Annotated in this window: 25 protein-coding genes and 1 rRNA gene; 17 read left to right on the top strand and 9 right to left on the bottom strand. The window is 68.1% G+C overall.

Annotated features, from left to right (window positions below; all coding sequences use genetic code 11):
- Positions 1-545 (bottom strand): 16S ribosomal RNA (locus tag QTN24_RS11235); the annotation flags it as partial.
- Between the two features lie 531 nt (positions 546-1,076).
- Here QTN24_RS11235 and QTN24_RS11240 point away from each other — a divergent pair.
- The 4 genes from QTN24_RS11240 to QTN24_RS11255 all read left to right on the top strand — a co-directional run bounded on the left by QTN24_RS11240 (position 1,077) and on the right by QTN24_RS11255 (position 5,650).
- Positions 1,077-1,463: a DUF488 domain-containing protein gene (locus tag QTN24_RS11240; RefSeq protein WP_313837095.1), complete on the top strand. Its 387-nt coding sequence runs from the start codon at positions 1,077-1,079 to the stop codon at positions 1,461-1,463.
- Positions 1,464-1,536: 73 nt separating this feature from the next.
- Positions 1,537-2,781 carry a nucleoside recognition domain-containing protein gene (locus QTN24_RS11245; RefSeq protein WP_313837097.1) on the top strand — a complete coding sequence of 415 codons (1,245 nt, stop codon included), beginning with the start codon at positions 1,537-1,539 and terminating at the stop codon, positions 2,779-2,781.
- Between the two features lie 386 nt (positions 2,782-3,167).
- Positions 3,168-5,276 carry an FUSC family protein gene (locus QTN24_RS11250; protein WP_313837099.1) on the top strand — a complete coding sequence of 703 codons (2,109 nt, stop codon included), beginning with the start codon at positions 3,168-3,170 and terminating at the stop codon, positions 5,274-5,276.
- Between the two features lie 95 nt (positions 5,277-5,371).
- Positions 5,372-5,650: a DUF1488 domain-containing protein gene (locus QTN24_RS11255; RefSeq protein WP_124683008.1), complete on the top strand. Its 279-nt coding sequence runs from the start codon at positions 5,372-5,374 to the stop codon at positions 5,648-5,650.
- 57 nt (positions 5,651-5,707) lie between these two features.
- Here QTN24_RS11255 and QTN24_RS11260 read toward each other — a convergent pair whose 3' ends face one another.
- Positions 5,708-6,178, bottom strand: a complete 471-nt coding sequence (locus QTN24_RS11260) for a universal stress protein (RefSeq protein WP_124683007.1) — start codon at positions 6,176-6,178, stop codon at positions 5,708-5,710.
- 207 nt (positions 6,179-6,385) lie between these two features.
- Here QTN24_RS11260 and paaA point away from each other — a divergent pair, with 207 nt between their 5' ends.
- The 7 genes from paaA (at position 6,386) to QTN24_RS11295 (ending at position 12,028) form a co-directional block, all read left to right on the top strand.
- Positions 6,386-7,405, top strand: a complete 1,020-nt coding sequence (gene paaA / locus QTN24_RS11265) for a 1,2-phenylacetyl-CoA epoxidase subunit PaaA (RefSeq protein ID WP_313837103.1) — start codon at positions 6,386-6,388, stop codon at positions 7,403-7,405.
- 22 nt (positions 7,406-7,427) lie between these two features.
- The gene (gene paaB, locus QTN24_RS11270; protein ID WP_124683005.1) at positions 7,428-7,718 is read left to right on the top strand and encodes a 1,2-phenylacetyl-CoA epoxidase subunit PaaB; all 291 of its coding nucleotides are present in this window, start codon (positions 7,428-7,430) and stop codon (positions 7,716-7,718) included.
- Between the two features lie 10 nt (positions 7,719-7,728).
- A complete protein-coding gene (paaC, locus tag QTN24_RS11275; protein ID WP_313837106.1) occupies positions 7,729-8,580 on the top strand; it encodes a 1,2-phenylacetyl-CoA epoxidase subunit PaaC in 852 nt (283 codons plus the stop codon).
- Between the two features lie 13 nt (positions 8,581-8,593).
- Entirely contained in the window at positions 8,594-9,226 is a 633-nt protein-coding gene (paaD, locus tag QTN24_RS11280) for a 1,2-phenylacetyl-CoA epoxidase subunit PaaD (RefSeq protein ID WP_409559009.1), read from the top strand.
- A gap of 12 nt (positions 9,227-9,238) precedes the next feature.
- Positions 9,239-10,333 (top strand): 1,2-phenylacetyl-CoA epoxidase subunit PaaE, encoded by a 1,095-nt coding sequence (gene paaE, locus QTN24_RS11285; protein ID WP_313837108.1) that lies wholly within the window; start codon positions 9,239-9,241, stop codon positions 10,331-10,333.
- Between the two features lie 214 nt (positions 10,334-10,547).
- Positions 10,548-11,345 (top strand): DUF1835 domain-containing protein, encoded by a 798-nt coding sequence (locus tag QTN24_RS11290; protein WP_313837110.1) that lies wholly within the window; start codon positions 10,548-10,550, stop codon positions 11,343-11,345.
- Between the two features lie 44 nt (positions 11,346-11,389).
- Positions 11,390-12,028, top strand: coding sequence for a TetR/AcrR family transcriptional regulator (locus QTN24_RS11295; RefSeq protein ID WP_313837112.1), 639 nt, complete (start codon positions 11,390-11,392; stop codon positions 12,026-12,028).
- Here the strand turns inward: QTN24_RS11295 and kefC are convergent.
- Positions 12,025-13,848: a glutathione-regulated potassium-efflux system protein KefC gene (kefC, locus tag QTN24_RS11300; protein WP_313837114.1), complete on the bottom strand. Its 1,824-nt coding sequence runs from the start codon at positions 13,846-13,848 to the stop codon at positions 12,025-12,027. The genes QTN24_RS11295 and kefC overlap by 4 nt on opposite strands.
- Complete coding sequence (locus tag QTN24_RS11305; protein ID WP_313837116.1) at positions 13,848-14,435, bottom strand: NAD(P)H-dependent oxidoreductase; 588 nt, start codon at positions 14,433-14,435, stop codon at positions 13,848-13,850. Before QTN24_RS11305 ends, kefC begins: the two co-directional genes overlap by 1 nt.
- A 344-nt stretch (positions 14,436-14,779) precedes the next feature.
- Here QTN24_RS11305 and QTN24_RS11310 point away from each other — a divergent pair, with 344 nt between their 5' ends.
- Positions 14,780-15,478 (top strand): GNAT family N-acetyltransferase, encoded by a 699-nt coding sequence (locus tag QTN24_RS11310; RefSeq protein ID WP_124682998.1) that lies wholly within the window; start codon positions 14,780-14,782, stop codon positions 15,476-15,478.
- Positions 15,479-15,554: 76 nt separating this feature from the next.
- Here the strand turns inward: QTN24_RS11310 and QTN24_RS11315 are convergent, their stop codons facing one another.
- The 5 genes from QTN24_RS11315 to QTN24_RS11335 all read right to left on the bottom strand — a co-directional run bounded on the left by QTN24_RS11315 (position 15,555) and on the right by QTN24_RS11335 (position 19,518).
- Positions 15,555-16,049, bottom strand: a complete 495-nt coding sequence (locus tag QTN24_RS11315) for an Lrp/AsnC family transcriptional regulator (RefSeq protein ID WP_124682997.1) — start codon at positions 16,047-16,049, stop codon at positions 15,555-15,557.
- Positions 16,050-16,256: 207 nt separating this feature from the next.
- Complete coding sequence (locus QTN24_RS11320; RefSeq protein WP_313837121.1) at positions 16,257-16,871, bottom strand: EF-hand domain-containing protein; 615 nt, start codon at positions 16,869-16,871, stop codon at positions 16,257-16,259.
- Between the two features lie 175 nt (positions 16,872-17,046).
- The gene (locus QTN24_RS11325) at positions 17,047-17,643 is read right to left on the bottom strand and encodes a type II secretion system protein N (RefSeq protein ID WP_409559010.1); all 597 of its coding nucleotides are present in this window, start codon (positions 17,641-17,643) and stop codon (positions 17,047-17,049) included.
- A gap of 104 nt (positions 17,644-17,747) precedes the next feature.
- Positions 17,748-18,968 (bottom strand): globin domain-containing protein, encoded by a 1,221-nt coding sequence (locus tag QTN24_RS11330; protein ID WP_313837123.1) that lies wholly within the window; start codon positions 18,966-18,968, stop codon positions 17,748-17,750.
- A 94-nt stretch (positions 18,969-19,062) separates the two neighbouring features.
- Positions 19,063-19,518, bottom strand: coding sequence for an RrF2 family transcriptional regulator (locus QTN24_RS11335; protein ID WP_172966020.1), 456 nt, complete (start codon positions 19,516-19,518; stop codon positions 19,063-19,065).
- A 225-nt stretch (positions 19,519-19,743) separates the two neighbouring features.
- Here QTN24_RS11335 and gspG point away from each other — a divergent pair, with 225 nt between their 5' ends.
- The 5 genes from gspG to gspK are packed head-to-tail and all read left to right on the top strand — an operon-like array spanning position 19,744 to position 22,823.
- The gene (gene gspG / locus QTN24_RS11340) at positions 19,744-20,178 is read left to right on the top strand and encodes a type II secretion system major pseudopilin GspG (protein WP_172966019.1); all 435 of its coding nucleotides are present in this window, start codon (positions 19,744-19,746) and stop codon (positions 20,176-20,178) included.
- Positions 20,179-20,196: 18 nt separating this feature from the next.
- Positions 20,197-20,706 carry a prepilin-type N-terminal cleavage/methylation domain-containing protein gene (locus QTN24_RS11345; RefSeq protein WP_313837452.1) on the top strand — a complete coding sequence of 170 codons (510 nt, stop codon included), beginning with the start codon at positions 20,197-20,199 and terminating at the stop codon, positions 20,704-20,706.
- Entirely contained in the window at positions 20,703-21,101 is a 399-nt protein-coding gene (gspI, locus tag QTN24_RS11350; protein WP_124682992.1) for a type II secretion system minor pseudopilin GspI, read from the top strand. The genes QTN24_RS11345 and gspI overlap by 4 nt, the downstream gene beginning before the upstream one ends.
- Positions 21,079-21,816, top strand: coding sequence for a type II secretion system protein J (locus tag QTN24_RS11355; protein ID WP_409559011.1), 738 nt, complete (start codon positions 21,079-21,081; stop codon positions 21,814-21,816). Before gspI ends, QTN24_RS11355 begins: the two co-directional genes overlap by 23 nt.
- Entirely contained in the window at positions 21,816-22,823 is a 1,008-nt protein-coding gene (gene gspK / locus QTN24_RS11360) for a type II secretion system minor pseudopilin GspK (RefSeq protein ID WP_124682990.1), read from the top strand. Before QTN24_RS11355 ends, gspK begins: the two co-directional genes overlap by 1 nt.
- Positions 22,824-23,040 lie beyond the last annotated feature (217 nt).

Here is a 23,040-nt window from a genome sequence, read left to right on the forward strand (position 1 = left end):
ACGCTCGCACCCTACGTATTACCGCGGCTGCTGGCACGTAGTTAGCCGGTGCTTATTCTTCCGGTACCGTCATCCGCCCCAGGTATTAACCAGAACGTTTTCTTTCCGGACAAAAGTGCTTTACAACCCGAAGGCCTTCTTCACACACGCGGCATTGCTGGATCAGGGTTGCCCCCATTGTCCAAAATTCCCCACTGCTGCCTCCCGTAGGAGTCTGGGCCGTGTCTCAGTCCCAGTGTGGCTGATCGTCCTCTCAGACCAGCTACTGATCGTCGCCTTGGTGAGCCTTTACCCCACCAACTAGCTAATCAGACATCGGCCGCTCCTGCTGCGCGAGGCCTTACGGTCCCCCGCTTTCACCCTCAGGTCGTATGCGGTATTAGCTAATCTTTCGACTAGTTATCCCCCACAACAGGGTACGTTCCGATGTATTACTCACCCGTTCGCCACTCGCCGCCAGACCGAAGTCCGCGCTGCCGTTCGACTTGCATGTGTAAGGCATGCCGCCAGCGTTCAATCTGAGCCAGGATCAAACTCTTCAGTTCAATCTCTGTGTGCCCCGAAGGGCTCGCTCTTTCGAGCGGTCGCTCACTCTCAGAAAACTGACTGGCTCAGCTCCGAAGAGCCAAACCAACATGTTTTACTGTGCGAGCACTTGATACTGTTGAAGCAACACCAGGAACCCGAAGTCCCCGGCGGCGTTCGCCATCAAGCGCCCACACTTATCGGTTGTTTGGTTGTTAAAGAACACCAGCGAGCCGGCTTCGCCGTTCGCTGTCGCTGCGTATTTCGTCGCAGCGGAGAAACGAGATTATGCAGAGCATTCAACGTTTCGTCAACAGGTTTCGCAGAACTTTTTTCTGCCGGCCGGCGCTGGCAAACCCCGCCAACTCCAACCCCCATCAACCCCGCAACCCTTGTCGCTGCTGCGTTTGCAGCGCGGTTCGTGTTGCGAGGGGGCGAATATTAGACGGGTTCCACGCGGTGCGCAAGGGCTTTCTGAAAAAAGGGAAGACGACCCCTGCCGGGCCATCTGGCATAAGCTTTCCGACACTGAATCAATAAGGAGCAGACCGATGGCCATCCGCATCGTCAGGCTGGGCGAAGCGCGTGCCGCGGATGAAGGGCTGCGCATGGGTACCGTGCGACGGCCACCGCGCGGCGTGCCCAAGGCCGAGTTCGCCAGCCGCGATTTCTATGACGTCTGGTACCCGGTGCTGTCGCCATCCGCCGACCTCGTGGCCCAGGCGCAGGCGGCGAAGGATCCCAAGGCGTGGCGGGCGTTCGAGAGGCAGTTTCGTGCCGAGATGGCGCAGCCCGACGCCAGCCGCACGCTGGACCTGCTCGCCGCCTTCTCCCGCCAGACCAATTTTTCGCTCGGTTGCTATTGCGAGGACGAATCCCACTGCCATCGCTCGATCCTGCGCGCGTTGCTGGCCGAACGCGGCGCCGACATCGCCTAGGACGGGCAGGCTATGATGCGAGGCTTCGCCGCGCCGCGCGGGGCGAAGCCTTCCACTGGCCTCATATACGTCGATGGCACTGAACCTCGTCTGGCTCGGATTCTTCCTATTGTCTTTCCTGGCCGCCTGCGTCCGGCTCGTGGCCGGCGATACCACGGTCTTCCCTGCCCTGCTCGCCAGCCTGTTCGACAGCGCGCGCACCGCGTTCGAGATTTCGCTGGGCCTGGCCGGCGTCATGAGCCTGTGGATCGGCATCATGCGGATCGGCGAACGGGCCGGCGTGATCGACCTCTTTGCCCGGTTGATGAACCCGCTGCTGCGGCATTTCTTTCCGGGCGTCCCCCAGGGCCACCCGGCCCAGGGCGCGATGATGATGAACGTGTCCGCCAACATGCTTGGCCTGGACAACGCCGCCACGCCGCTCGGCCTGACCGCGATGCGCGAGCTGCAAACCCTCAACCGCCGGCCCGACGCCGCGACGAACGCGCAGATCATGTTCATCGTGCTCAACACGGCCGGGCTGACGCTGATTCCGACCTCGGTGATCGCCATCCGCCAGGCGCTGGCCGTCAAGCAGGGGCTGGTCGGATTCAACGCGGCCGATATCTTCCTGCCGACACTGCTGGCCACCGGCGCGTCCTGCCTGGCCGGGCTGCTCGCCGTCGCGTGGGTACAGCGGCTGAACCTGTTCAAGCCTGCCGTGCTGATCGCCTTCGCCCTGGCCGGCGCGGCCGTCGCCGGGCTGTTCGTCTGGCTGCGCCATGCCCCGCCCGACCAGGTCAGCCAGATGGCGGCGCTGGCCGGCAGCGGCTTCATCCTGTCGCTGATCATGTTGTTCCTGGTCTGCGGCGCCCTGCGGCGCGTCAATGTCTATGACGCCTTTATCGATGGCGCCAAGGAAGGCTTCGGCGTCGCGGTGCAGATCATTCCCTATCTGGTCGCCATCCTGGTAGCGATCGGATTATTCCGAGCCAGCGGCTGCATGGACGTGGCGATGCGGGCCCTGACGGCCGGATTCCAGTGGCTGGGCGTCAATACCGATTTCGTCCCGGCCCTGCCGGTCGGGCTGATGAAGATCCTGTCCGGCGCCGGCGCCCGGGGCCTGATGGTCGACGTCATGACCACCTACGGCGTCGATTCCTTCCAGGGCCGGCTCGCCGCGATCATCCAGGGGTCCACCGAGACCACCTTCTATGTGCTGGCCGTCTATTTCGGCAGCGTGAACGTGCGCAATACCCGCCACGCCCTGGGCTGTGCCCTGTTCGCCGATGGGGTCGGGCTGGCCGCGGCCGTGTGGATCGCCTACCTCTTCCGCTGAACCATCCCCCGCCTGTTGTACGACAACAACGCTGATTGTGCGGTCTTGCAGGCATTTTCACGGCCGAAGCTTGGTGCGTCGCAACAAGTCGTGTATAGTGAAGTCTGTCTCCTCCACCACCTCGGTGGATTCCAACCCGCGCACAACCTGCGCGGGTTTTTTTTACCCAAAATTTGGGCAATCCCTTGGCTGCCCGCCATCTTTCCGTCGCAAAGCTGCCGGAATGGCCTTCCGGCACCCGGGTGGATCACATTTCCCCAAACTGGTGCAACCGAGCACAAGCGACGCGCAAAACGCCGTGATTCCATGGAAATGTTGCGACGCAGCAATAGTGCCCGTAGAGTGGGATCGGTACTCACCCTGAGACATCCCGCTTCTTTCCGCCCATGCGCCGCCCCCTGCGCCTTCCCTCGTTCTGGCTTGACGCCGCGTTTGTCCAGCGCGGCGTCGTCTATGCGCTGTCGTTCTTCGCCCTGGCCGGCATCGGGTGGCTCACGGGCGACCAGGGTTACCTGTGGTCGGCCACCGCATCGATCTGGACGTGCCTGGCCGACCGCCAGGGCACCGCGGCTTCCCGCATCCGTGGCCTCGGCGCGGTCGGCATCGGCGGCGCGGCGGCCAGCCTGACTGGTGCCAGCCTGGCGCATTCGCCGCTTGCGGCCCTCGCCGTGGTAATCGCCGCGGGCGTCATCGCCGGGCTGGCCGAATTGCGCGGCCCGGCCGCCGCGCTATGGTTCAAGCTGCTCTATGTGGTGCTGATCGCCGCCTGCCTGCAGCCGGTGGGCGATGCCGCCGTGCTGGCCCATGCCGGCGCGGCTGCCGTCGATTACCTGCGCGGCGGCGTCTTTGCCTGCCTGATGTGCCTGGTGCTGGTGCCGTCGCAGCGCGATGCGCGCCCGCGCCCCGAAATCATCGCGGTCTACGACGCCCTGCAGCGCTTTGCCGATTGCCTGGCGGCGCCCACGCCCGGCGACACTGCCCCGCACAAGAAGGAAATCCGCGAGCGAATTGAAGCCGGGCGCGCCGCAGTGGCCGCGCGGCGTGGCCTTGTCGATCCGGTCGGCATGCTCCACTACGCCTACACGCTGGCCGTGGCCGACGCGATGTTCGCGCTGCTGATCGTCGCCGGCGAGCTGCGCGAGCGGGCCGGAGATAACCACGCGCTGCCGCTGGCCTACGCCGCGCGCTGCCTGGCCGATACGCAGGAGCAGGTACGGCAGGCGCTGGCCCGCCATGCCCCGGACCTGCCCGCGCTGAGCGCCATGCTCGACCGCGACGTGCGCCGCCTGATCGGCCAGCGTGCCAATGCCGGCGCCCCGCCGGCGTACCAGTCGGCGCTGGCCGCGCTGGCCCAGCATCCGCCGTTCGATCGCTGGCGCGACACCTTCGCATGGCCGAAGGCCGGCCTGGCCACCGTCATCGACCGGATCGGACAGGCGCTGGCCGACATTGCCGCCGGCGATGCGCGGGTCACGCGGCACGCGCTGCGCATGGCATTCGCCGGGGCCTTGAGCCTGCTGCCGTCGCAACTGCTGCAGGTCGACCATGGCTACTGGGTCGCCGTCACCGTGATCATGGTGTTGAGTCCGCGCCTGCAGACCACGCGCCAGATCTCGTTCCAGCGCTTTGCCGGGTCGCTGGCCGGCGCGCTGCTGGCGTGCGCGGTGGGGCTGGCCCATCCCAGCCCGGTGCTGGCCCTGGGACTCAGCGCGTTGGGGCTGGCCGCCGCCTACGCGCTGCGGCTGGCCGGCAGCGCGGGCGGCTTTGCGTTCTGCCTGACGCCGGCGGTCATCCTGTTTTCGTGGCTCGGCGAGCCGGCGTCCAGCAGCAGCCATGTGGCGGCGCTGCGCGGCGTGGATACGGCCATTGGCTGCCTGATCGCGCTGGCGAGCTATTACGTGCTGGCGCCGCGCGCGGAACTGTCGCGCGCCTATCGGCACACGCTCGATGCGCTGTCGGTCAACGCGGTCTATCTGCGCGCCGCCATCAGCAGCGCGCGGACCGTCACGCCGGCCCGGATGCGGCTGGAGGCGCTGCGCGTGGCGGCCGGCCGGGCGTCGACGCGGGCCGAGGAGACGCTGGCACAGTGCGCCGGCGATCTCGACGCGCAACTGGGCGCCGCCCACGTGGCGCTGCATGCCACGGCCCGGCGCATGGCGTCGCTGGCCGGGCTGGTCCGGGCGGGCGCCGAATCGGGCGAGCCCCACGCGCTACCGGGGCCGGCCATCCAGACCCTGCTGTCCGATCTGGAAACCCGGCTGGCCGAAGTGGCCGTGCGGCCGGGCCGCACCGGCGTCAGCGCTGCCGTGGCGCCGGCGCGCCGGGTGCCGCTGACGCCGTCCGACCCGTTGTTCGAACAGTTCCTGGCCGAGCAGTGCACCTATGCGGACGGCCATATCGACGCCGCCCACGACACCGTTGCCCGCCTGCGGCGGCTGGCGGCCGAGCAGGCCATGGCGCGGCGCCTGCGCCTGCCCGGCGCCGCTCCGGGTTGATCCAGCACCCGGTGCGCGGCTTGCCAGGCATCGGTAATTGCCTATATTGAAAGGATATTCGCGGTTTCCCCGTTCCCGGCAAGACGAGGTATGCCATGGCCGATATCACCTTTCCCACCAGCGTTCCCACCTACTGCGGGGCCAGCCTGACGCTGTCCTGTCCCGCCACGGTCAACGGCAACTGGTCGCAATATTCGGTCACGGCGGAGGCGCTGGAAGCCTATTGCGGGGCGCAATCGCCACGCGAGGAGGATCTGGTGCGGGCGTTCACGACCAACCGCAAGCGGATCGAGCAACTGGCCGAAACGCTATTCGAGCTGACCGAGGCACGCGAGATCGTGCTGCGCGGCGGACATTTCCGCTTTGCCGGATGATGGCTGGCTAATGGCAGCCTGCCCCCCGGCCGCCCGCCGCGCGGTGGCGCGACGCCGTCAGTCGGCCGCTGCCTCGCCGCGTACCAGCAGCACCGGCATGGTCGATTGCCGAATCACGGCCTCGGCCACGCTGCCCAGCACCAGCCGCCGCACGCCGCGTCGGCCATGGGTGCCGATTACCAGCAGGTCGGCGCCCCATTCGCTGGCGGCCGCGTTGATCGACCCGGCGATATCGCCAATGACGGCCGGCTCCGTCACCAGCCGCGTCTCGAATGCCACGCCCGCGTTGCCCAGCAGTTGCCCGGCCGATTCCAGCGCCTTCTTGCCGCTGTCCACGTAGGCCCGTTCGATCTGCGTCGGATCGTAGAAACCGGCATCGAACAGCATGACGCCGTTGTCGACCACGTAGAGCGCCAGGATCGTACCGCCGCCCCCGCTGGCCACGCGAATCGCCTCTTGCAGCGCCAGGTCGGACGTGCTGCTGCCGTCCACTGCCACCGCGATCTTGCTGTAAGCCTTGCCAGACATCGTCATGCCCTCCGTGAAGAAGATGAAGTTCGATACTACACGTGGCGCCGGCCTCACGTGTTGATCGGGTTTTGTCGCGCCTGTCCATCGTACAAACCTTAAATTGACCGACCGGTCGGTTTATCTATATAGTAGCCAGACTGCCCGATCCCACTACCCATACCAATCCAGCGATCGGCCCCGCCAAAGACGAGTCAAGGAGACGCGATGTACACACAGAGCCTCGACCTCCCCGGCCAGCCCCAGCCGGCGCCCGACGCGCCGCATGCCGACGCTGGCGCCAGACAGGCCGCCTTCGACGCCCGCATGGCCGAGGACGGCAAGATCGAGCCGATGGACTGGATGCCCGACGCGTATCGGAAAACGCTGGTGCGCCAGATCTCGCAGCACGCGCATTCCGAGATCATCGGCATGCAGCCGGAAGGCAACTGGATCAGCCGCGCGCCGTCGCTCAAGCGCAAGGCCATCCTGCTGGCCAAGGTGCAGGACGAAGCCGGCCACGGCCTCTATCTATATAGCGCGGCCGAGACGCTGAACGCCTCGCGCGACGACCTGGTCGATGCGCTGCACACCGGCCGCGCCAAGTATTCGTCGATCTTCAACTACCCCACGCTCACCTGGGCCGATGTCGGCGTGATCGGCTGGCTGGTGGATGGCGCGGCGATCATGAACCAGATTCCGCTGTGCCGCTGCTCGTACGGGCCGTACGCACGGGCGATGATCCGCATCTGCAAGGAGGAATCGTTCCACCAGCGCCAGGGCTTTGACGCGCTGCTGGCGATGATGCGCGGCACCGAGGCCCAGCGCGCCATGGTGCAGGACGCCGTGGACCGCTGGTGGTTTCCGGTGCTGATGATGTTCGGCCCGCCCGACGCCGCCTCCACCAACAGCGCCCAGACGATGGCCTGGGGCATCAAGCGGATCTCGAACGACGACCTGCGGCAGAAGTTTGTCGACGCCACGGTGGAGCAGGCCAAGGTGCTCGGCGTGACGCTGCCCGACCCCGGCCTGGTCTGGAATGCCGACCGCGGCCACTACGACTACAGCCCGCTCGACTGGGACGAATTCTGGCGCGTGATCAACGGCGACGGCCCGTGCAACCGCGAGCGGCTGGCCACGCGCGTCAAGGCGCACCAGGACGGCGCGTGGGTGCGCGAAGCCGCGCTGGCCCATGCCGAAAAGCGCGCCCGGCGCGCCATCGCCGGCCAGACCGCCCAGGCCGCCTGACGCGCCGGCCAAGGAGACCACCATGACACAACAGAAGGAATGGCCGCTGTGGGAAGTCTTTGTCCGCAGCAAGCAGGGCCTGGAACACAAGCATTGCGGCAGCCTGCACGCCGCCGACGCGCAGCAGGCGCTGCACATGGCGCGCGACGTCTACACGCGGCGGCAGGAAGGCGTGTCGATCTGGGTGGTGCCGTCGTCGGCCATCACGGCCAGCGCGCCGGCCGAGAAAGCCGAGCTGTTCGACCCGGCCGCCGACAAGATCTACCGCCACCCCACGTTCTACCAGTTGCCCGACGAAGTGAACCACATGTAAGGCCGGCCCCATGACGCAAACCCTGGTCAACGACGGCGCCGCCGCCCTGGCGCGCCTGCCCCTGGCGCAGACCGCGCCGCTGCAATACGTGCTGCGCCTGGCCGACAACGCGCTGGTCCTGGGCCAGCGCAACGCCGAATGGTGCGGCCACGGCCCGGTGCTGGAAGAAGACATCGCGCTGGCCAACATCAGCCTGGACCTGATCGGGCAGGCCCGCCTGCTCTACAGCCACGCCGGCGTGCTGGAAGGCCGCCTGACCGGCCGCGCGCGCCACGAGGACGACTACGCCTACTGGCGCCGCGAGTCCGACTTCCGCAACTGGACGCTGCAGGAACTGCCGCACCATGGCCCGCTGGCCGGCACCGCGCGCGCCGACCGCGACTACGCGGTCACCATCACGCGCAACTTCCTTTACAGCGCGCTGATGGCCGAGCTCTGGCCGGCGCTGGAAGCCAGCCGCGACGCCGACCTGGCGGCCATCGCGGCCAAGTCGGCCAAGGAGGTGCGCTACCACCTGCACCATGCGGCCGACTGGATGGTGCGGCTGGGCGATGGCACGGCGGCTTCGCACGACCGCATGCAGCGTGCGCTGGACCACCTGCTGCCGTACATGAACGAGTGCTTCGCCGTCGATGCCGTGGAGCAGGAAGCCGCCGCGCAGGGCGTGGGCGTGCTGACGGCCGACCTGCGCGGGGCGTGGGACGCCACGGTGACCGCCGTGCTCGACGACGCCACGCTGCGCCGCCCGGCCGCGTCGGGCTTCGTTTCCACCGGCAAGCACGGCGTGCATTCCGAACACATGAGCTACCTGCTGGCCGAACTGCAGGGGCTGGCGCGGGCCCATCCGGGCGCGCAGTGGTAAGCGGGAGCCCGCCATGCACCGCCCTGCCTTGCCGCCAGCCTTGCCGATGACGCCGCCCGCCGCCTCGCCGTTCGCGCCGGTGTTCGATGCCGCCCCGGCCAGCGCAGCGCCAGGTACGGCCGACGACCGTCTGGCGCGGGCCTGGGCGGCGCTGGAGGCCGTGCCGGACCCGGAAATCCCCGTGGTGTCGATCCGCGACCTCGGCATCCTGCGCGACGTGGCGCTGGCCGACGACGGCACGACCATCGAGGCCGTGATCACTCCCACCTATTCGGGCTGCCCGGCGATGTCCCAGATCGAGGAAGACGTCGGCCGCGCGCTGCAAGCCGCCGGCCTGGGGCCGTGGCGCGTGCGCACCGTGCTGGCCCCGGCCTGGACCACCGACTGGATCACCGAAGCCGGCCGCGCCAGCCTGCGTGCCTACGGCATCGCGCCGCCCGGGCAGTGCGCGCCGGGCCCGTCGCGGCCGGGGGCCGCGCAGCCACTGCGCTTCGTCCCGCGCGCCGCGCAGCCGGTGGCCATCGCCTGCCCGCACTGCGGCAGCCGGCACACGCAGGAAGTGTCCCGCTTCGCGTCCACGGCCTGCAAGGCGCTGTACCGCTGCCTGGACTGCCGCGAGCCGTTCGACTACTTCAAACCCTACTGAGCACCGCCGGCCATGACTCCCCAGTTCCATCCGCTGCGCGTGGCGCAGGTCCGCCCGGAGACGTCGGACACGGTTTCGATCGCCTTCGACGTGCCGCCCGACCTGCGCGACGCCTACCGCTTCACCCAGGGCCAGTTCCTGACGCTCCGGGCGCCGGTCGACGGCACGGACGTGCGGCGCTCCTATTCGATCTGCTGCGGCGTGCAGGACTACGACGAGCGCGGCGAGCTGCGCGTGGCCGTCAAGCTGGTGGACGACGGCGTCTTCTCCACGTGGCTGCACGACACCGTGGCGCCGGGCCAGACCCTCGACGTGATGACGCCGGACGGCCGCTTCCACGTGCCGCTCGATGCCGCGGCGGCGCGCCACTACGTGGCCTTCGCGGCGGGCAGCGGCATCACGCCGGTGCTGTCGCTAATCCGCACCACGCTGGCCGTGGAGCCCGAGAGCCGTTTCACCTTGATCTACGGCAACCGCAGCGTCGACACGATCATCTTCTCCGAAGCGCTGGAGGACCTGAAGAACCAGTACCTGTCGCGCTTCACGCTGTACCACGTGCTGTCGCGCCAGCCGCAGGAGGTAGACCTGCTGCACGGCCGGCTGGACGGCCCGCGCGTGACCGCCTTCCTGGAAACGCTGCTGCCCGTCGATGACATCGACGCCGCGTTCGTCTGCGGCCCCGCGTCGATGATCGACGAGGTGGAGGCGGCGCTCAAGGCCGCCGGGCTGGACCCGCACAAGATCCACGCCGAGCGCTTTGGCGTGCCGCTGGCGCCCCGGCGCCCTGCCCCGGCCGCATCGGCCGCCCATGCCAGCCACGCCGGCACGGCCGAACTGGTGGTCGTGCTCGACGGCAAGCAGCACAGCATGCGCCTGCCGCTGGAAGACGCCAATGTGCTGGACACCGCGCTGGCCGCCGGGCTGGACCTCCCCTATGCGTGCAAGGGCGGCGTCTGCTGTACCTGCCGGGCCAAGGTGCTGGAGGGCCAGGTCGAGATGGAGAAAAACTACACGCTTGAGCCGTGGGAGATGGAAAAGGGCTTCGTGCTGACCTGCCAGGCCCGCGCGCTGACCCCGCGCGTGGTGGTCAGCTACGACGAACGGTGACACGGTGACGCCCGGCCGGTGTCAAGGGGGGCCCGGGCTATGGCGGGAATCCCACATGTCAGACGGCCGCCGATGTCCGGCGCACCGCGGGCCGTGATTACAATGGCGGAACACGCTTCATGCGTCGCATCGCCCGACGTGGCGCCGTTCGCCGGCCGGTCCGGCGGGCGCGGCCGGAGGCCCGGAGCCCGTCGCACCCTATACAATCACGGTCATGCAATACATTCATGTCGTCAACGGCGATGTCGCGGGCAATACGCTGCGCCAGGCACTGGCCCAGGCCGCCCGCCCCGACCCGGTGGTCGTCCTGCGCGACGACCTGGCCGTGGGCCCGATCGCCGACGTCGACAGTACCGGCCTGATCCGCTCCGGCTTCTGGCAGCGGGTGGCCCCGCACACCGACATCGACTTCGCCGCCGAGATGCGCCAGGCGCTGGACCAGCTCCAGCAGCTTCGGCGCGACAACATGGAAGTGGCGATCTGGCACGGCCAGAGCGCGTCCGACCAGTTGATGTTGCGCCGGGTGGTCTTCCACCTCTACCAGGCGCCGCAACGCATCAACGAGGTGGCCATGGACCTGCGCGAGCTGGAAACCCCGGCCCACGGCAGCCTGACGGCCATCGGCATGTACCCGGCGGCCCGCCTGGCGCGGCGGTTCTCGACCATCGCGCCGGTATCGGTGCTGCGCCTGGGCCGGCTGGGCTACGAGTGGCAGCAGAACGTCAAGGAAAACGCCGACGTGCGGCTCTGGAAGGGCAATACGCTGGTGCCGGCCGCCTATCACAACGTCGACGACGTGATCCAGGACCGCGCCCCGGCCGATTGGACGCCCGCCGCGCAGGTCGTCGGCAGCGTCATGGGCGCCATCGAGGGCCTGCTGGCCAGCGACTGGTTCGTGTTCTGGCGCTGCCGCGAACTGGTCAGCACCGGCCAGCTGCAGTTGCGCGGCAACCCCGAAAGCCTGGATTCCTGCGAACTCCGCCGCCACCACGCCGCCAGCAGCGCCGATTGACGCCGTACCGATAACAGCACAACAGGCGGATCGATCCGACCCCTATGGCAAGAACCAAGGCGCCCGATTTCGAGGCGCAACGCGAGCAGATCCTGGACCTGGCGGCGACAGCCTTCGCGGCCACGAGCTATCCGAGCACGTCGATGGCCGACCTGGCCGCCGCCTGCGGCACCTCGAAGGCGCGGCTCTACCACTACTACGAGAGCAAGGAAGCAATCCTGTTCGACCTGCTGGACCGCTACACGGGCCAACTGATGCAGATCGTCACGGATGTGGAGCGCGACGGCGTGCGCCACGGCCGCAGCCACCGCGAGACCTTTGCCGAACTGCTGCGGGCCTTCCTGGCCGAGTACGAGACGTCGCAAACCCGCCATATCGCGCTGATCAACGACGTGAAGTTCCTGGCCGAAGCCCAGCGCAACCAGATCCTGCAGCGCGAGCGCGACGTCGTCGCCGCCTTTGCGCGGCTGCTGCAGCGGGCCTACCCCGAGCGGGTGACCGCCGACAACCAGACCGCCCTGACCATGACCGTCTTCGGCATGATCAACTGGACCTTCACGTGGCTCAAGCCCGGCGGCCGGCTATCCTACGCAGGCTTTGCCGAGATGGTGGTCGGCCTGCTCGAAAACGGCCTGGCACCCGGCGCGGCCCCGCTGGCCGCGGCCGGCCGCCCGGCCCGCTAGGACCACTCGGCCTCTTCCTGCTTGCGGCGCTGCTCGCGGTCCTGGCGGAACATTTCCTCCAGCTCGTCGCGTGCCTGCTTGGCCATCGACACCAGCTTCTTCTGGTCCTTGTAGTACGGGTAGAAGCGCTCGATGGCCTGGATGTTGTGGCGCCGGAAGCGCAGCGCCACGCCGCGCGCCTCCACGGGGTCGAAACCCAGCCCTTCCAGCACCTTGCGGCCCAGCGCCAGCGAACCCTCGAACATCTCGCGCTCGTAGCTGCTGGCGTCGATGCCGCGGTCCATGAGCTGGTAGACGTGCGAGACGTGCCGCGCCCGCGTGTAGATCCGCAGTTCCGGCCAGCGGTGGCGCACCTTGTCGATCAGGGCCAGGTTGTCGTCCAGGTCCTCGATCGCGACGATCAGGATGCGCGCCTCGCCGGCGCCGGCGGCCTCCAGCAGGTCCATCCGCGTGGCATCGCCATAGAAGATCTTGAAGCCGTACTGGCGCAGGAACTCGATCTGGTCCGGATCGTGGTCCAGCACCGTCACGCCCACGCCCTGCGCGTACAGCAGCCGGCCGATGATCTGGCCGAAGCGGCCGAAGCCGGCGATGATCACCGGGTTGTGATGATTGGTGATCTCGTCGTCGGGCCGCTGCGACATCGCGTTCAGGCGCGGCGCCAGCAGCTTGTCGAACATCAGCAGCAGCAGCGGCGTGGCCACCATCGACAGCGCCACGATCAGCACCAGCAGCGCCTCGGTGTCCTTGGGCAACAGGCCGACCGTGCGGGCCTCGGCAAACACCACGAACGCAAACTCGCCGCCCTGCGAGATCAGCAGCCCAAACAGCAGCCACTGCCCGCGCGACACGCCAAAGCGCCGCGCCAGCATCGTCAGCACCGCCGTCTTGACCAGCACGAACGCCACCACGAAGCCCACCACCTTGCCCGGCGACTGCGCCAGGATGGCGAAGTCGATCGACATGCCCACGGCCATGAAGAACAGCCCGAGCAGCAGCCCCTTGAACGGCTCGATGTCGGCCTCCAGCGCGTGGCGGTATTCCGAATCGGCCAGCAGCACGCCGGCCACGAACGTGCCGAGCGCCATCGACAGCCCCACCGCGTCCATCATCAGCGCGATGCCCACCACCAGCAGCAGCGCGAACGCGGTGAACATCTCGCGCATGCCGGTCCGCGCGATGATCCGCAGCGCCGGCCGCACCAGGTAGCGCCCGCCCACCACCACGGCGCCGATCACGGCCACGGCCTTGGCGGCCGTCTGCCAGTTCTCCGGGCCGTGCGCGGTGGCCGCCCCGCCCGCGTCGGCCGCCAGCAGCGGCAGCAGCGCGATCATCGGAATGGCGGCAATGTCCTGGAACAGCAGGATGCCGAAGCTGGCCGCCCCGGCGCCGGTGTTCATCAGGTTGCGTTCGGCCAGCGTGGCGAACGCGATGGCCGTGGACGACAGCGCCAGGCCCAGGCCCGCCACGATCGCCACCTGCCACGGCGCGCCGAAGGCCGCCGCCACCGCCCCGATGGCCAGCGCGCAGGCGGCCATCTGCACCGACCCATACCCGAAGATGCTGCGCTTGAGCGCCTTGAGCTTGCGCGGCTCCAGTTCCAGGCCGATCACGAACATCATCAGCACGACGCCGAACTCCGAGAAATGGAGGATCGACTCGACATTGGTCACCAGCCGCAGCGCGAACGGCCCGATGGCCGCGCCGGCAATCAGGTAGCCCAGCACGGCCCCAAGCTGGAAGCGGCGCGCCACCGGCACGGCCACCACGGCGGCCACAAGGAACACCAGCAGCGCGATCAGAAAGTCATGCTGGTTCATCAGGCGCCCTCCCCGGTGACTTCCGTTTCCGGAAAGTCCTGCACGCCGGGCGGCAGCGGCGGCGCGGCCAGATGGCGCGCGACGTGTTCGATATGGAGCGCGACGGCGTCGGTATCGGCACGGTCGGCGTCATGCAGCACGATGGGCGGCATCCACGTCATGCCGCACAGCAGCGCGGTCTGTTCCAGCGGCAGCAGGAAATCGCCGATCGGATGGCCGTGGGTGCCGTCCGGGCCGTAGGCATCGGCATGGCCGCCCGTGCTGACCACGGCCAGCATCGACTTGCCACGCAGCGCAGTGCCACCGGGGCCGTAGGCCCAGCCCATCTCCAGCACGTCGTCGAGCCAGAGCTTCAGCAGCGCGGGCACGCTGTACCAGCGCACCGGAAACAGCAGCACGACCGTTTCGGCCGTCGACAGCAGGCGCTGCTCGGCCACTACGTCGATGTCGTAGTCGACATAGCGCCGGTACAGCTCGCGCACCTCGACATGGGGGAGTTCCGCCAGCGCCTCGGCCAGCGGGTGGTTGACGCGGGAGCGGCGGGGCGCGGGATGCGCATAGATCACAACAATGGGTGGCTCGTTCATCGAGGGCGGGGATTCCTGGCCGGTCGGACCGATGCCGGCGGCGGGCCGGGCCGGTGCGGCGTTGCAGCATATCCACAACACCCGCCCCAATAGCGGCCCGGTCGCACCGGCAAGTCCATGATTATTCGGTTCTTTTTGATATGCGGCACTTTCTGGCCGCAGACGGACGGTTCTGAAGCTTACGCCAGGCTGACAATTCCACTACAATACTTTTCGCATCGCAGCAACCTAGTGTTTGCCCGAATCCGGCATTTTGCATCACAAATGCCGCATCGTCCGAAAACGAGCAGGCAGACACCGCGCCGGTGCTATTTTTATACCGATCCCGGAAGAAGGAAACCAAAGTGAACCCGCTCGAACTGAGCAAGGCCGTCGGCGCTGTCACCGACGAAGATCTTCGCCGCGCAGCCGAGGCGAGCCAAGCCAGCCAGCGCCCCACCACCCTGGTGCGGGAGCTCGCGGCCCATCATCGCTCGCGCCTGCAGAAGCATTTTCTCGCCCTGGGCGAGGAAGATCGCCTGCTCCGTTTTGGCCAGTCCGTTGGCAACCACGTGATCGAAGCCTACGTCGAGAGCATCGACTTCGACCATGACTCAGTGTTCGGCGTCTATGACGAACACCTGGAACTGGTGGGCGTGGGCCACTTTGCCAACCTGCGCGACAACGCGCAGGGCCGCGTGGCGGAGTTTGGCGTGTCGGTCTCGAAGAGCGCCCGCGGGCGCGGCATCGGCAGCGCCCTGTTCCAGCGCGCCGCCATGCACGGCCGCAACACCCATGTCCGCACGCTCTATATGCACTGCCTGTCGCGCAACGCGGCGATGATGCACATCGCCAAGAAGGCCGGCATGAAGGTCCAGTACGCCTACGGCGAGGCCGATGCCTACCTGGAACTGCCGCCCGCCGACACGGTGAGCCGCCTGACCGAAGCCATTGACGAGCAAGTGGCCGACCTGGACTACCTGGTCCGCCGCAACCTGCGCGATGCCCGCCGCTTCGGCCTGCGCTTCTGGCGTTCGCTGGTGCCGCAGAAGGGCACCGCCTGACCGCCCGCCGGCCAGCCGCCCCATGCAAAACGGCGCACCATCACGGTGCGCCGTTTTTCGTTTGGTGCGCGGGACGTCAGGCGGCGCCGGCCACCGGCAGGGCCGTGGTGTCCTTGATCGACTCCAGCGCGAAGCTCGACCGCACGTCGATCACCGACGGATGCGCCAGTAACTGCTCCTGCATGAAGCGAGCAAAGTGCTCCATGTCTTCCACATAGACCTTCAGCAGCAGGTCCATCTCGCCGGTCATGGCGTGGCATGCGGCCACTTCGGGCCAGTTCTGGATCGCGGCGCGGAACAGGTCCAGCGGCGCCTTGCCCTTGGGCGTGCCGCCCTGCTTTTCCAGCCGGACGTTGATATAGGCGAGCAGCCCGAGGCCGATCTTGTTCGGCTCCAGCAGCGCGGCGTATTGGCGAATCACGCCGATTTCCTCCAGCCGGCGGATACGGCGCAGGCAGGGGCTGGGCGACAGGTTCACGCGCTCGGCCACTTCCAGATTCGTCAGCCTCCCATTGGTCTGCAGGACCTCCAGTATTTTCCGGTCGATTTTGTCCAGCTCCACCTTGCTCACGTTTTGTTGCTCCGCAATATGTTTGTCGGCAATTTTTTTGCGCAAATTTAGCAAGTCGTGCACAAGTCCGCAATTTATTTCATGTAAGGACAAGTACGGTGGGCATATGCGGCGGGCGCATGCATCACGTGCAGGGAGGCAAGGATGGTGCCAGCTAACGAAAAAACGCGGCCCGGAGGCCGCGTTCGTGAGCGCTTGCGCGCCGGCTTAGTTGCCGCTGGTCGACGGGACCGCCGGCGCCGAGGCACCGCCCGGGCCGCGACGTTCCATGCGATCCATCCGGTCCTTGTGCATCTTCTGCATGTCGGACTGGATCTCGGCCATCGTCACCTTGCCGTCGCGGTTGGCGTCAAGCTTGTCGAACCGGTTGGCCATGCGCGGGAAGGCCGTCTTGAACTCGTCGCGGGTCAGCGCGCCGTCGTTGTTCTTGTCGGCCGCCTTGAACTTGGCGTCGAACTCGGCCTTCATCTCGGACCGGCGCTGTTCCCACTGCGTCTTGCGGTAGGCCGCCATTTCCGACTTGTCCAGCTTGCCGTCGCGGTTGGTGTCGATCTTGTTGAACAGCGCGTCGGCTTCGGCCTTCGAGATGGCGCCATCGCCGTCGGTGTCCACCGACTTCATCCACATCTTGCCGCCGCCATGGTGGCCGTGCTCGCCGGGACCGCCCATGCGGTGGTGCGGGGCGGTATCGCCCTGCGTGGCGCCGGGCGCGGCCGGTGCGGGGGCCGGGCTGGTCTGGGCGAAGGCGGCGCCGGCCGCGACGACCATGGCCGAGGCCACGACAAAGCTCTTGAGGATGTGCGTCTTTTGGGTGCGTTGCATGTCCGTGCTCCTTTTCATGACGTTGGGCATGTACGGATTAGAACGCAGCGCCCCCGTCAGAGTTGGCATTTTTAATACGTTGTTACGGGGCTCACAGATTCGACTCCCGCGCTGAACACACGTAAGACAGTCAAATATTGCGCAACGCTTTGAAACGCGGATTCTTACGATTGGATCAGTCGCGCGGAATCTGGTTCTCGCCCGATCCGCCCGCGTGAGGCTCCTGCGCTGGCGGCGCAGCCAGCACCGGCGCCGGCATGGGCGTCGACAGCGGCGCGGCCGCGCCGGCCGGCGGCGGGGCCGGCAGACTGCCAGGCCCGCCCGCCGCCGCGTTCTGCAGCGGCAGCGCGATTTCCTGACGCACGCCATTGCGTTCGATCACGACCGTGCGGCCGTGGATTTCCACCAGTTGGATCTGCGGCGACAGCGTGGCGCCGACGCGCACGGCCTTCGGCGGGCCGCCATCGAGCGACACGATCGCCGCGGCCGGGCCGGCGCCGCTGACGGTCGCCACCACGCCAATCACCTGCACGTCGCGCACGCCTGGCTGGGCGCTGCCGCCGAACAGCGTGGCGGTGGCGCCGGTCTCCACGGCCTCGGTCTGCGCCACGCGCGCCGATTCGGGTACGGGAATCGTCCGCATCGCGCCGAAGCCCAGCACCCAATGCGTCACCAGCGCGCACAGTGCAACAAACAACAACAGACTGGCTGCGCGAGGCAGCCAGAGAGCAGTCAGGTCAAGACGGAAGGCAGGCCGGGTGAGAGTGGGCACGAACGTACGCCGGGCGGCGGAAGCAGGAGACCGCCAAGCGTACCAGACGGATGCGACGATTGTCTGTCAGTCGTGCTGCGTCGCCCGGCCGGCGCGGGGCCAGCTCAGAGCAGCTCGTCGAGCAGGTCCGGGCCGAACACTTCGCGGTGGATATGGCCCACCGGAATGCCGGCGCCGATCAGCGCATGGCGCTGGGCCTGCATGAACCCCAGCGGGCCGCACAGGTAGAAGCGGGCATCGTTGAACGCCGACGTTTCCTGGGCCTGCAGCAGCGACGCGATCGGCATGGTCCCGGCGTGGTCGTAGTCGGCACCGGCAACATCGGCCGCCAGCGGCGCCTCGTAGCTGATGTGGGTACGCAGGTTCGGCATCCGCGCGCGGGCCCAGGCCACGTCGCCCCGGTGCGCATGGTGCTGGCCGTGGCGCGCGGCGTGCGCGAACAGTACCGGCCGATGCGGATTCTCGCGGGCCAGCGTGCGCAGCACCGACACCATCGGCGTAACGCCGATACCGGCCGACATCAGCACGATCGGCCGGCGTCCGTCGATTTCCGGCGCAAAGTCGCCCCACGGCGTGCTCACGTTCAGCGTGGTGTCGACGTGGGCATGGTCGTGCAGCCAGTTCGACACCGCACCGGCCGGCGTCTCGGCGTTGCCGGGCTCGCGCTTGACCGAAATGCGCCACGTCGGCAGCCCGCGCTCGCCGGACAACGAGTACTGACGAAGCTGGCGGTACCCGTCGGCCAGCACGGCCTCGACGCTGATGTACTGCCCCGGCGCGAAGTCGCGCAGCGGCGACCCATCGGCCGCGGCCAGCGTCAGCGCCACCACGTGCTCGCCCTCTTCCTCGCGCTGCACCACGCGCACCCGCTGCAGCTCTCCCGCCTTGACGTCGTGACGGTCATAGAGCCGCGCCTCGGCCGCGATCAGCTCGCCGGCCAGCAGCCAGTAGGCTTCGTCCCAGGCGGCCAGCAACGGCGGCGTGGCGGCGGCGCCCAGCACCGCGGCAATCGCTTCCAGCAGGTACTTGCCGACGATCGGATAGTGCGCCGGCGTCAGGCCCACGGCCACGTGCTTGTGGACGATGCGCTCCACCACCGGCGCCAGCACGTCGGCGCGGTCGATGTTGGCGGCATAGGCGAACACGGCCGACGCCAGCGACTGCTGCTGCGATCCATTGGCCTGGTTGCCCATGTTGAACAGGTTCTTCAGCTCGGGCCGGGCCGCGAACATCTCGCGGTAGAAATGGGTGGTAATGGCAAGGCCGTGCTCGCGCAGCACGGGGACGCTGGCATCGATATAGGGGCGGGAAGCAGCGGACAACATCAGAAAGGACTCCTTGTTATTTCATGCATCTTGTATGCATGTTTTCTCGCACAGTAAAACCGGCGGCTGCCTGCGGCGGGGTCTTGCCCCGTCCTCAGGCCGCGCGCCGGCTCAGGAAATCGCGATGCAGGTTGATGATCGACTCTGCCGTGCGGCTGTTGCCGGACACATCGTCCAGCGTCACGCCGTCCAGCGCCTGGTAGAACGCCTCCTCCGCCTGGTCCAGCGCGCGCTTGAGCCGGCAATTGCCGTGCAGCGCGCACGCGGGTTCGGAGCAGTCGATGATCGACTTGTGGCCTTCCAGCTCGCGCAGGATCGTTCCGATCGACAGCTTGCCGGCGCCGGGGCCCATCTGCAGGCCGCCATGGCGCCCGCGCGTGGCCGAGATCCAGCCTAGCTTCGACAGCCGCGCCGCCACCTTGACAAGGTGGTTGTGCGAAATGTCGAATTGCTGGCCAACCTCGGCGATCGTGATGGGCCGGGTGCCGTCGCCGCGCGAGACATACATCAGCAGGCGCAGCGCGTAGTCGGAGAATCGGGTCAGTTGCATCTTGACGGGAATCATAGTTAACGTGCATCTGCAATGCAAGATTTTTGTTGCAATTGCACATGGCTGCGGCGGCACCGGCACGCCCATGGCCGGATTGCGGTACCTGCGCCGCTCCCGGCACACCAAATGGTCATGAGACGAGGGTTATACTCTCCCACCATATCGTCCACTCCTGACATCAAGGCATACCAACCGATGCGCAGAACCGTCCTCCAGCCTTCCGCCATGCAGAACGCTCCCCGCCGCCGCGCCCGTGGCTTCACGCTGATCGAGATCATGGTCGTGATCGTGATCCTGGGCGTGCTCGCGGCGCTGGTCGTGCCGAAGATCATGAGCCGCCCCGACGAGGCCCGCATCGTGGCCGCGCGCCAGGACATCTCGTCGATCATGCAGGCGCTGAAGCTGTACCGCCTGGACAATGGCCGCTATCCCACCACCGAGCAAGGCCTGGCCGCGCTGGTCAGCAAGCCCACCACCGAGCCGGTGCCGAACAACTGGAAGGGCGGCGGCTACCTGGAAAAGCTGCCGAAAGACCCGTGGGGCCACCCGTACCAGTACCTGAACCCCGGTGTGCGCGGCGAGATCGACGTCTTCAGCCTGGCCGCCGACGGGCAGGCCGGCGGCAGCGGCAACGACGCCGACATCGGCAACTGGGAATAAGCGCCCACTTTCCTCATGATGCCGGCGACGCCGCGCGGCCAGGCCGCCTTTCTCCAGCGTCGCCGGCCGCACGGCTTCACGCTGCTCGAACTGCTGGTGGTCATGGTGATCGCCGGCATCGTCATTTCCCTGGTGGCCGTCAACGCCACGCCCAACGACCGCGGCCGTGTGCTCGATGACGGCCAGCGCATCGCCCGCCTGTTCGAACTCGCCCAGGAAGACGCCCAGCTAGGCGCCCGGCCGCTGGCCTGGGAAGGCGACGCCACGGGCTGGCGCTTTCTGGAATCCACGCCGCAGGGCTGGGTGCCGCTGCGCACCGACGTCTTTGCACCGGGCCGCTGGCGCATTCCGCTGGACGGCGCCGTGATCGTCCAGGGCGGCCGCCAGCCTGGCAACGGCCCCGTGCGCCTGATCTTCGGCCGTGAACTGATCGACGAACCGCAGCGGCTGGTGCTCACGCGCGGCGACATCCGCGTGGATGTGGCCGGCGACGGCAGCGGCCGCTACGTGGCCACGGTGACGCAATGAGCCGGCGCCCCCGCCCGGCCCCGGCCGGCTTCACGCTGATCGAGGTACTGGTGGCGCTGACCATCCTGGCCGTCGCGCTGACCGCTGCCATGCGCGCGATGGGGTCGATGACCGAGTCCAGCGCGTCGCTGCAGCAGCGCATGCTGGCCGAGTTCAGCGCCGAGAACCACCTGGCCACGCTGCGGCTGTCGAAGACCTGGCCCGAACCGGGCACGCGCGGCTACGACTGCCCGCAGGGCGGCGTGGCGCTGTGGTGCGAGGAATCGATCTCGGGCACGCCCAACCCGTCGTTCCGGCGCGTCGAGATCGCCGTGTATCCATCGGCCACCAACAAGTCAGTACGGCTGGCGTGGCTGGTGACGCTGGTGCCCAATGAATCCCGCAATGTCCTCTGAGCGCCGCCTCCGCCGCGCCCGCCCGCGCGGCTTCACGCTGCTGGAGATGCTGGTGGCCATCACGCTGCTGGCGGTGATGGCCGTCATCGGCTGGCGCGCGCTCGATTCCCTGACCCGCACGCGCGAGCGGCTGATCGACCACGACGCCCGGCTCGACGCGCTCAAGGTCCTCTACGGCCAGTTCCAGTCCGATTGCGAACACCTGGCGCAGCCCGCGCAACTGCAGGCCAGCCCGGTCGAGATCGCGCCGAACCAGTTGCTGATGGTGCGCGACCGCCGCGACGAAGGCCAGCCGCCGACGTGGCAGGTGGTGGCGTACCGGCTCGACGGCAACACCGTGGTGCGCGTGGCCAGCCGCGCCGCCATTTCCCGCAACGACGTGCAGAGCGCGCTGCTGGCGCTGCGGCAGGCCGGCAGCACCGGCGTGCAGGTGCGGCCGCTGCTGGGCCAGGCCGACCAGCTTTCGGCCCGCGCCTGGGTGGAGCCGGTGGGCTGGGTGGTCGACAGCAACCGCGTGCGCACGGCCCTGGTGCAGGGCAACGCGGCGGCCAGCGCGGCGGCGGCGGCCGCCCAGGCCACCGGCGCCAGCGACGCGCAGGCATCGACCTTTTCTGACGCCGTGTCGCTGCGCGCGGTGGAACTGACCGTGCTGGCCCGGATGGGCGACGGCGACACGCCGCGCCAGTTCCAGAAAGTCTGCATGACGGGGATGTGATGACGCGCGCCACCCGCTTCCGCCCCCTGTCGCGCCAGCACGGCGCCGCCGTGGTCACCGCGCTGCTGATGGTGACGCTGGCCGTGGTCGTGGTCTCGGGCATGCTCTGGCGCCAGCAGGTGCAGATCCGCTCGATCGAGAACCAGCGCCTGGTGGCCCAGGCCGCGTGGATCGAGAAGGCGGCCGTCGACTGGTCGCGGCTGATCCTGCGCGACGACCAGCGCCGCTCGCAGGTCGACTACCTGGGCGAGCCGTGGTCGGTGCCCGTGGCCGAAACCCGGCTGTCCGACTTCCTGGGCGCCGGCGTCAGCACGGCCGAAGGCGGCGAGACGTCGTTCGTCTCTGGCCGGATCCTCGACGCCCAGGCGCGCTTCAACCTGACCAACCTCTATGAATGGCAGGCCGACGCCACGGGCCGGGTCGTCAACGTCAACCCCGTCAGCCTCGCGGCCTTCCGGCGCCTGCTTCAAACGCTCGGCATGAACGCCGGGCTGGCGGAGCCCACGGCGCAGTATTTCCTGCGCGCCGCGCGCGGCGTATCGACGAACGGCCAGCCGGCGCCCCGCCCGCCCGACAGCATCGAGGACCTGCTGGCCATCCCCGGCTACACCCCGGCGATGATCGCGGTGCTGGAGCCGTTTGTCACGGTGCTGCCGGAGCGCACGCTGGTCAACGCCAATACCGCCGAGGCCGAGGTGCTGGCGGCCGTGATCGACAAGCTGCCGATCGACCGCGCGCGCGAACTGGTGCGCCAGCGGGACCGCAGCTACTTCCGGAATACGGGCGACATCACCAACCAGCTCCGTGGCATCGCCCCGCAGGCGGACGCTTCCGCCGGCACCGTGGATGTCAAAACCCGCTACTTCCTGATCTACGGCCTGGTGCGGCACGACCGGGCGCGGCGGCTCAAGGTGTCGCTGGTCTACCGACCGGACGTCGTGGGCAGCGGCAGCAGCACCCGCATCGTCTGGGTGCGCGACGCCGACGCCATGCCCGCGCAACGCTGAAACGCCGCCGGGCCGCAAGCCGGTTTTTGCCCCGATGCGTGTCGGCGTCATCCTTCCGCAGAATCAGATGGGTAGCTATTGACGCGGTTAAGTCACACAGGCAAGGTATGCTGCTGCACCGAGCCCGGCCCACCGCGGCACCCTGCCGCGCGCCACCGTGGCGCCCGCCCAGTGCGGCATTCCGGGGCCCATCGCAGCTCCCAGGCGCCTCCAGCGC

Source organism: Cupriavidus sp. SZY C1 (genome assembly GCF_032190535.1).
Lineage (GTDB): Bacteria > Pseudomonadota > Gammaproteobacteria > Burkholderiales > Burkholderiaceae > Cupriavidus > Cupriavidus pauculus_C.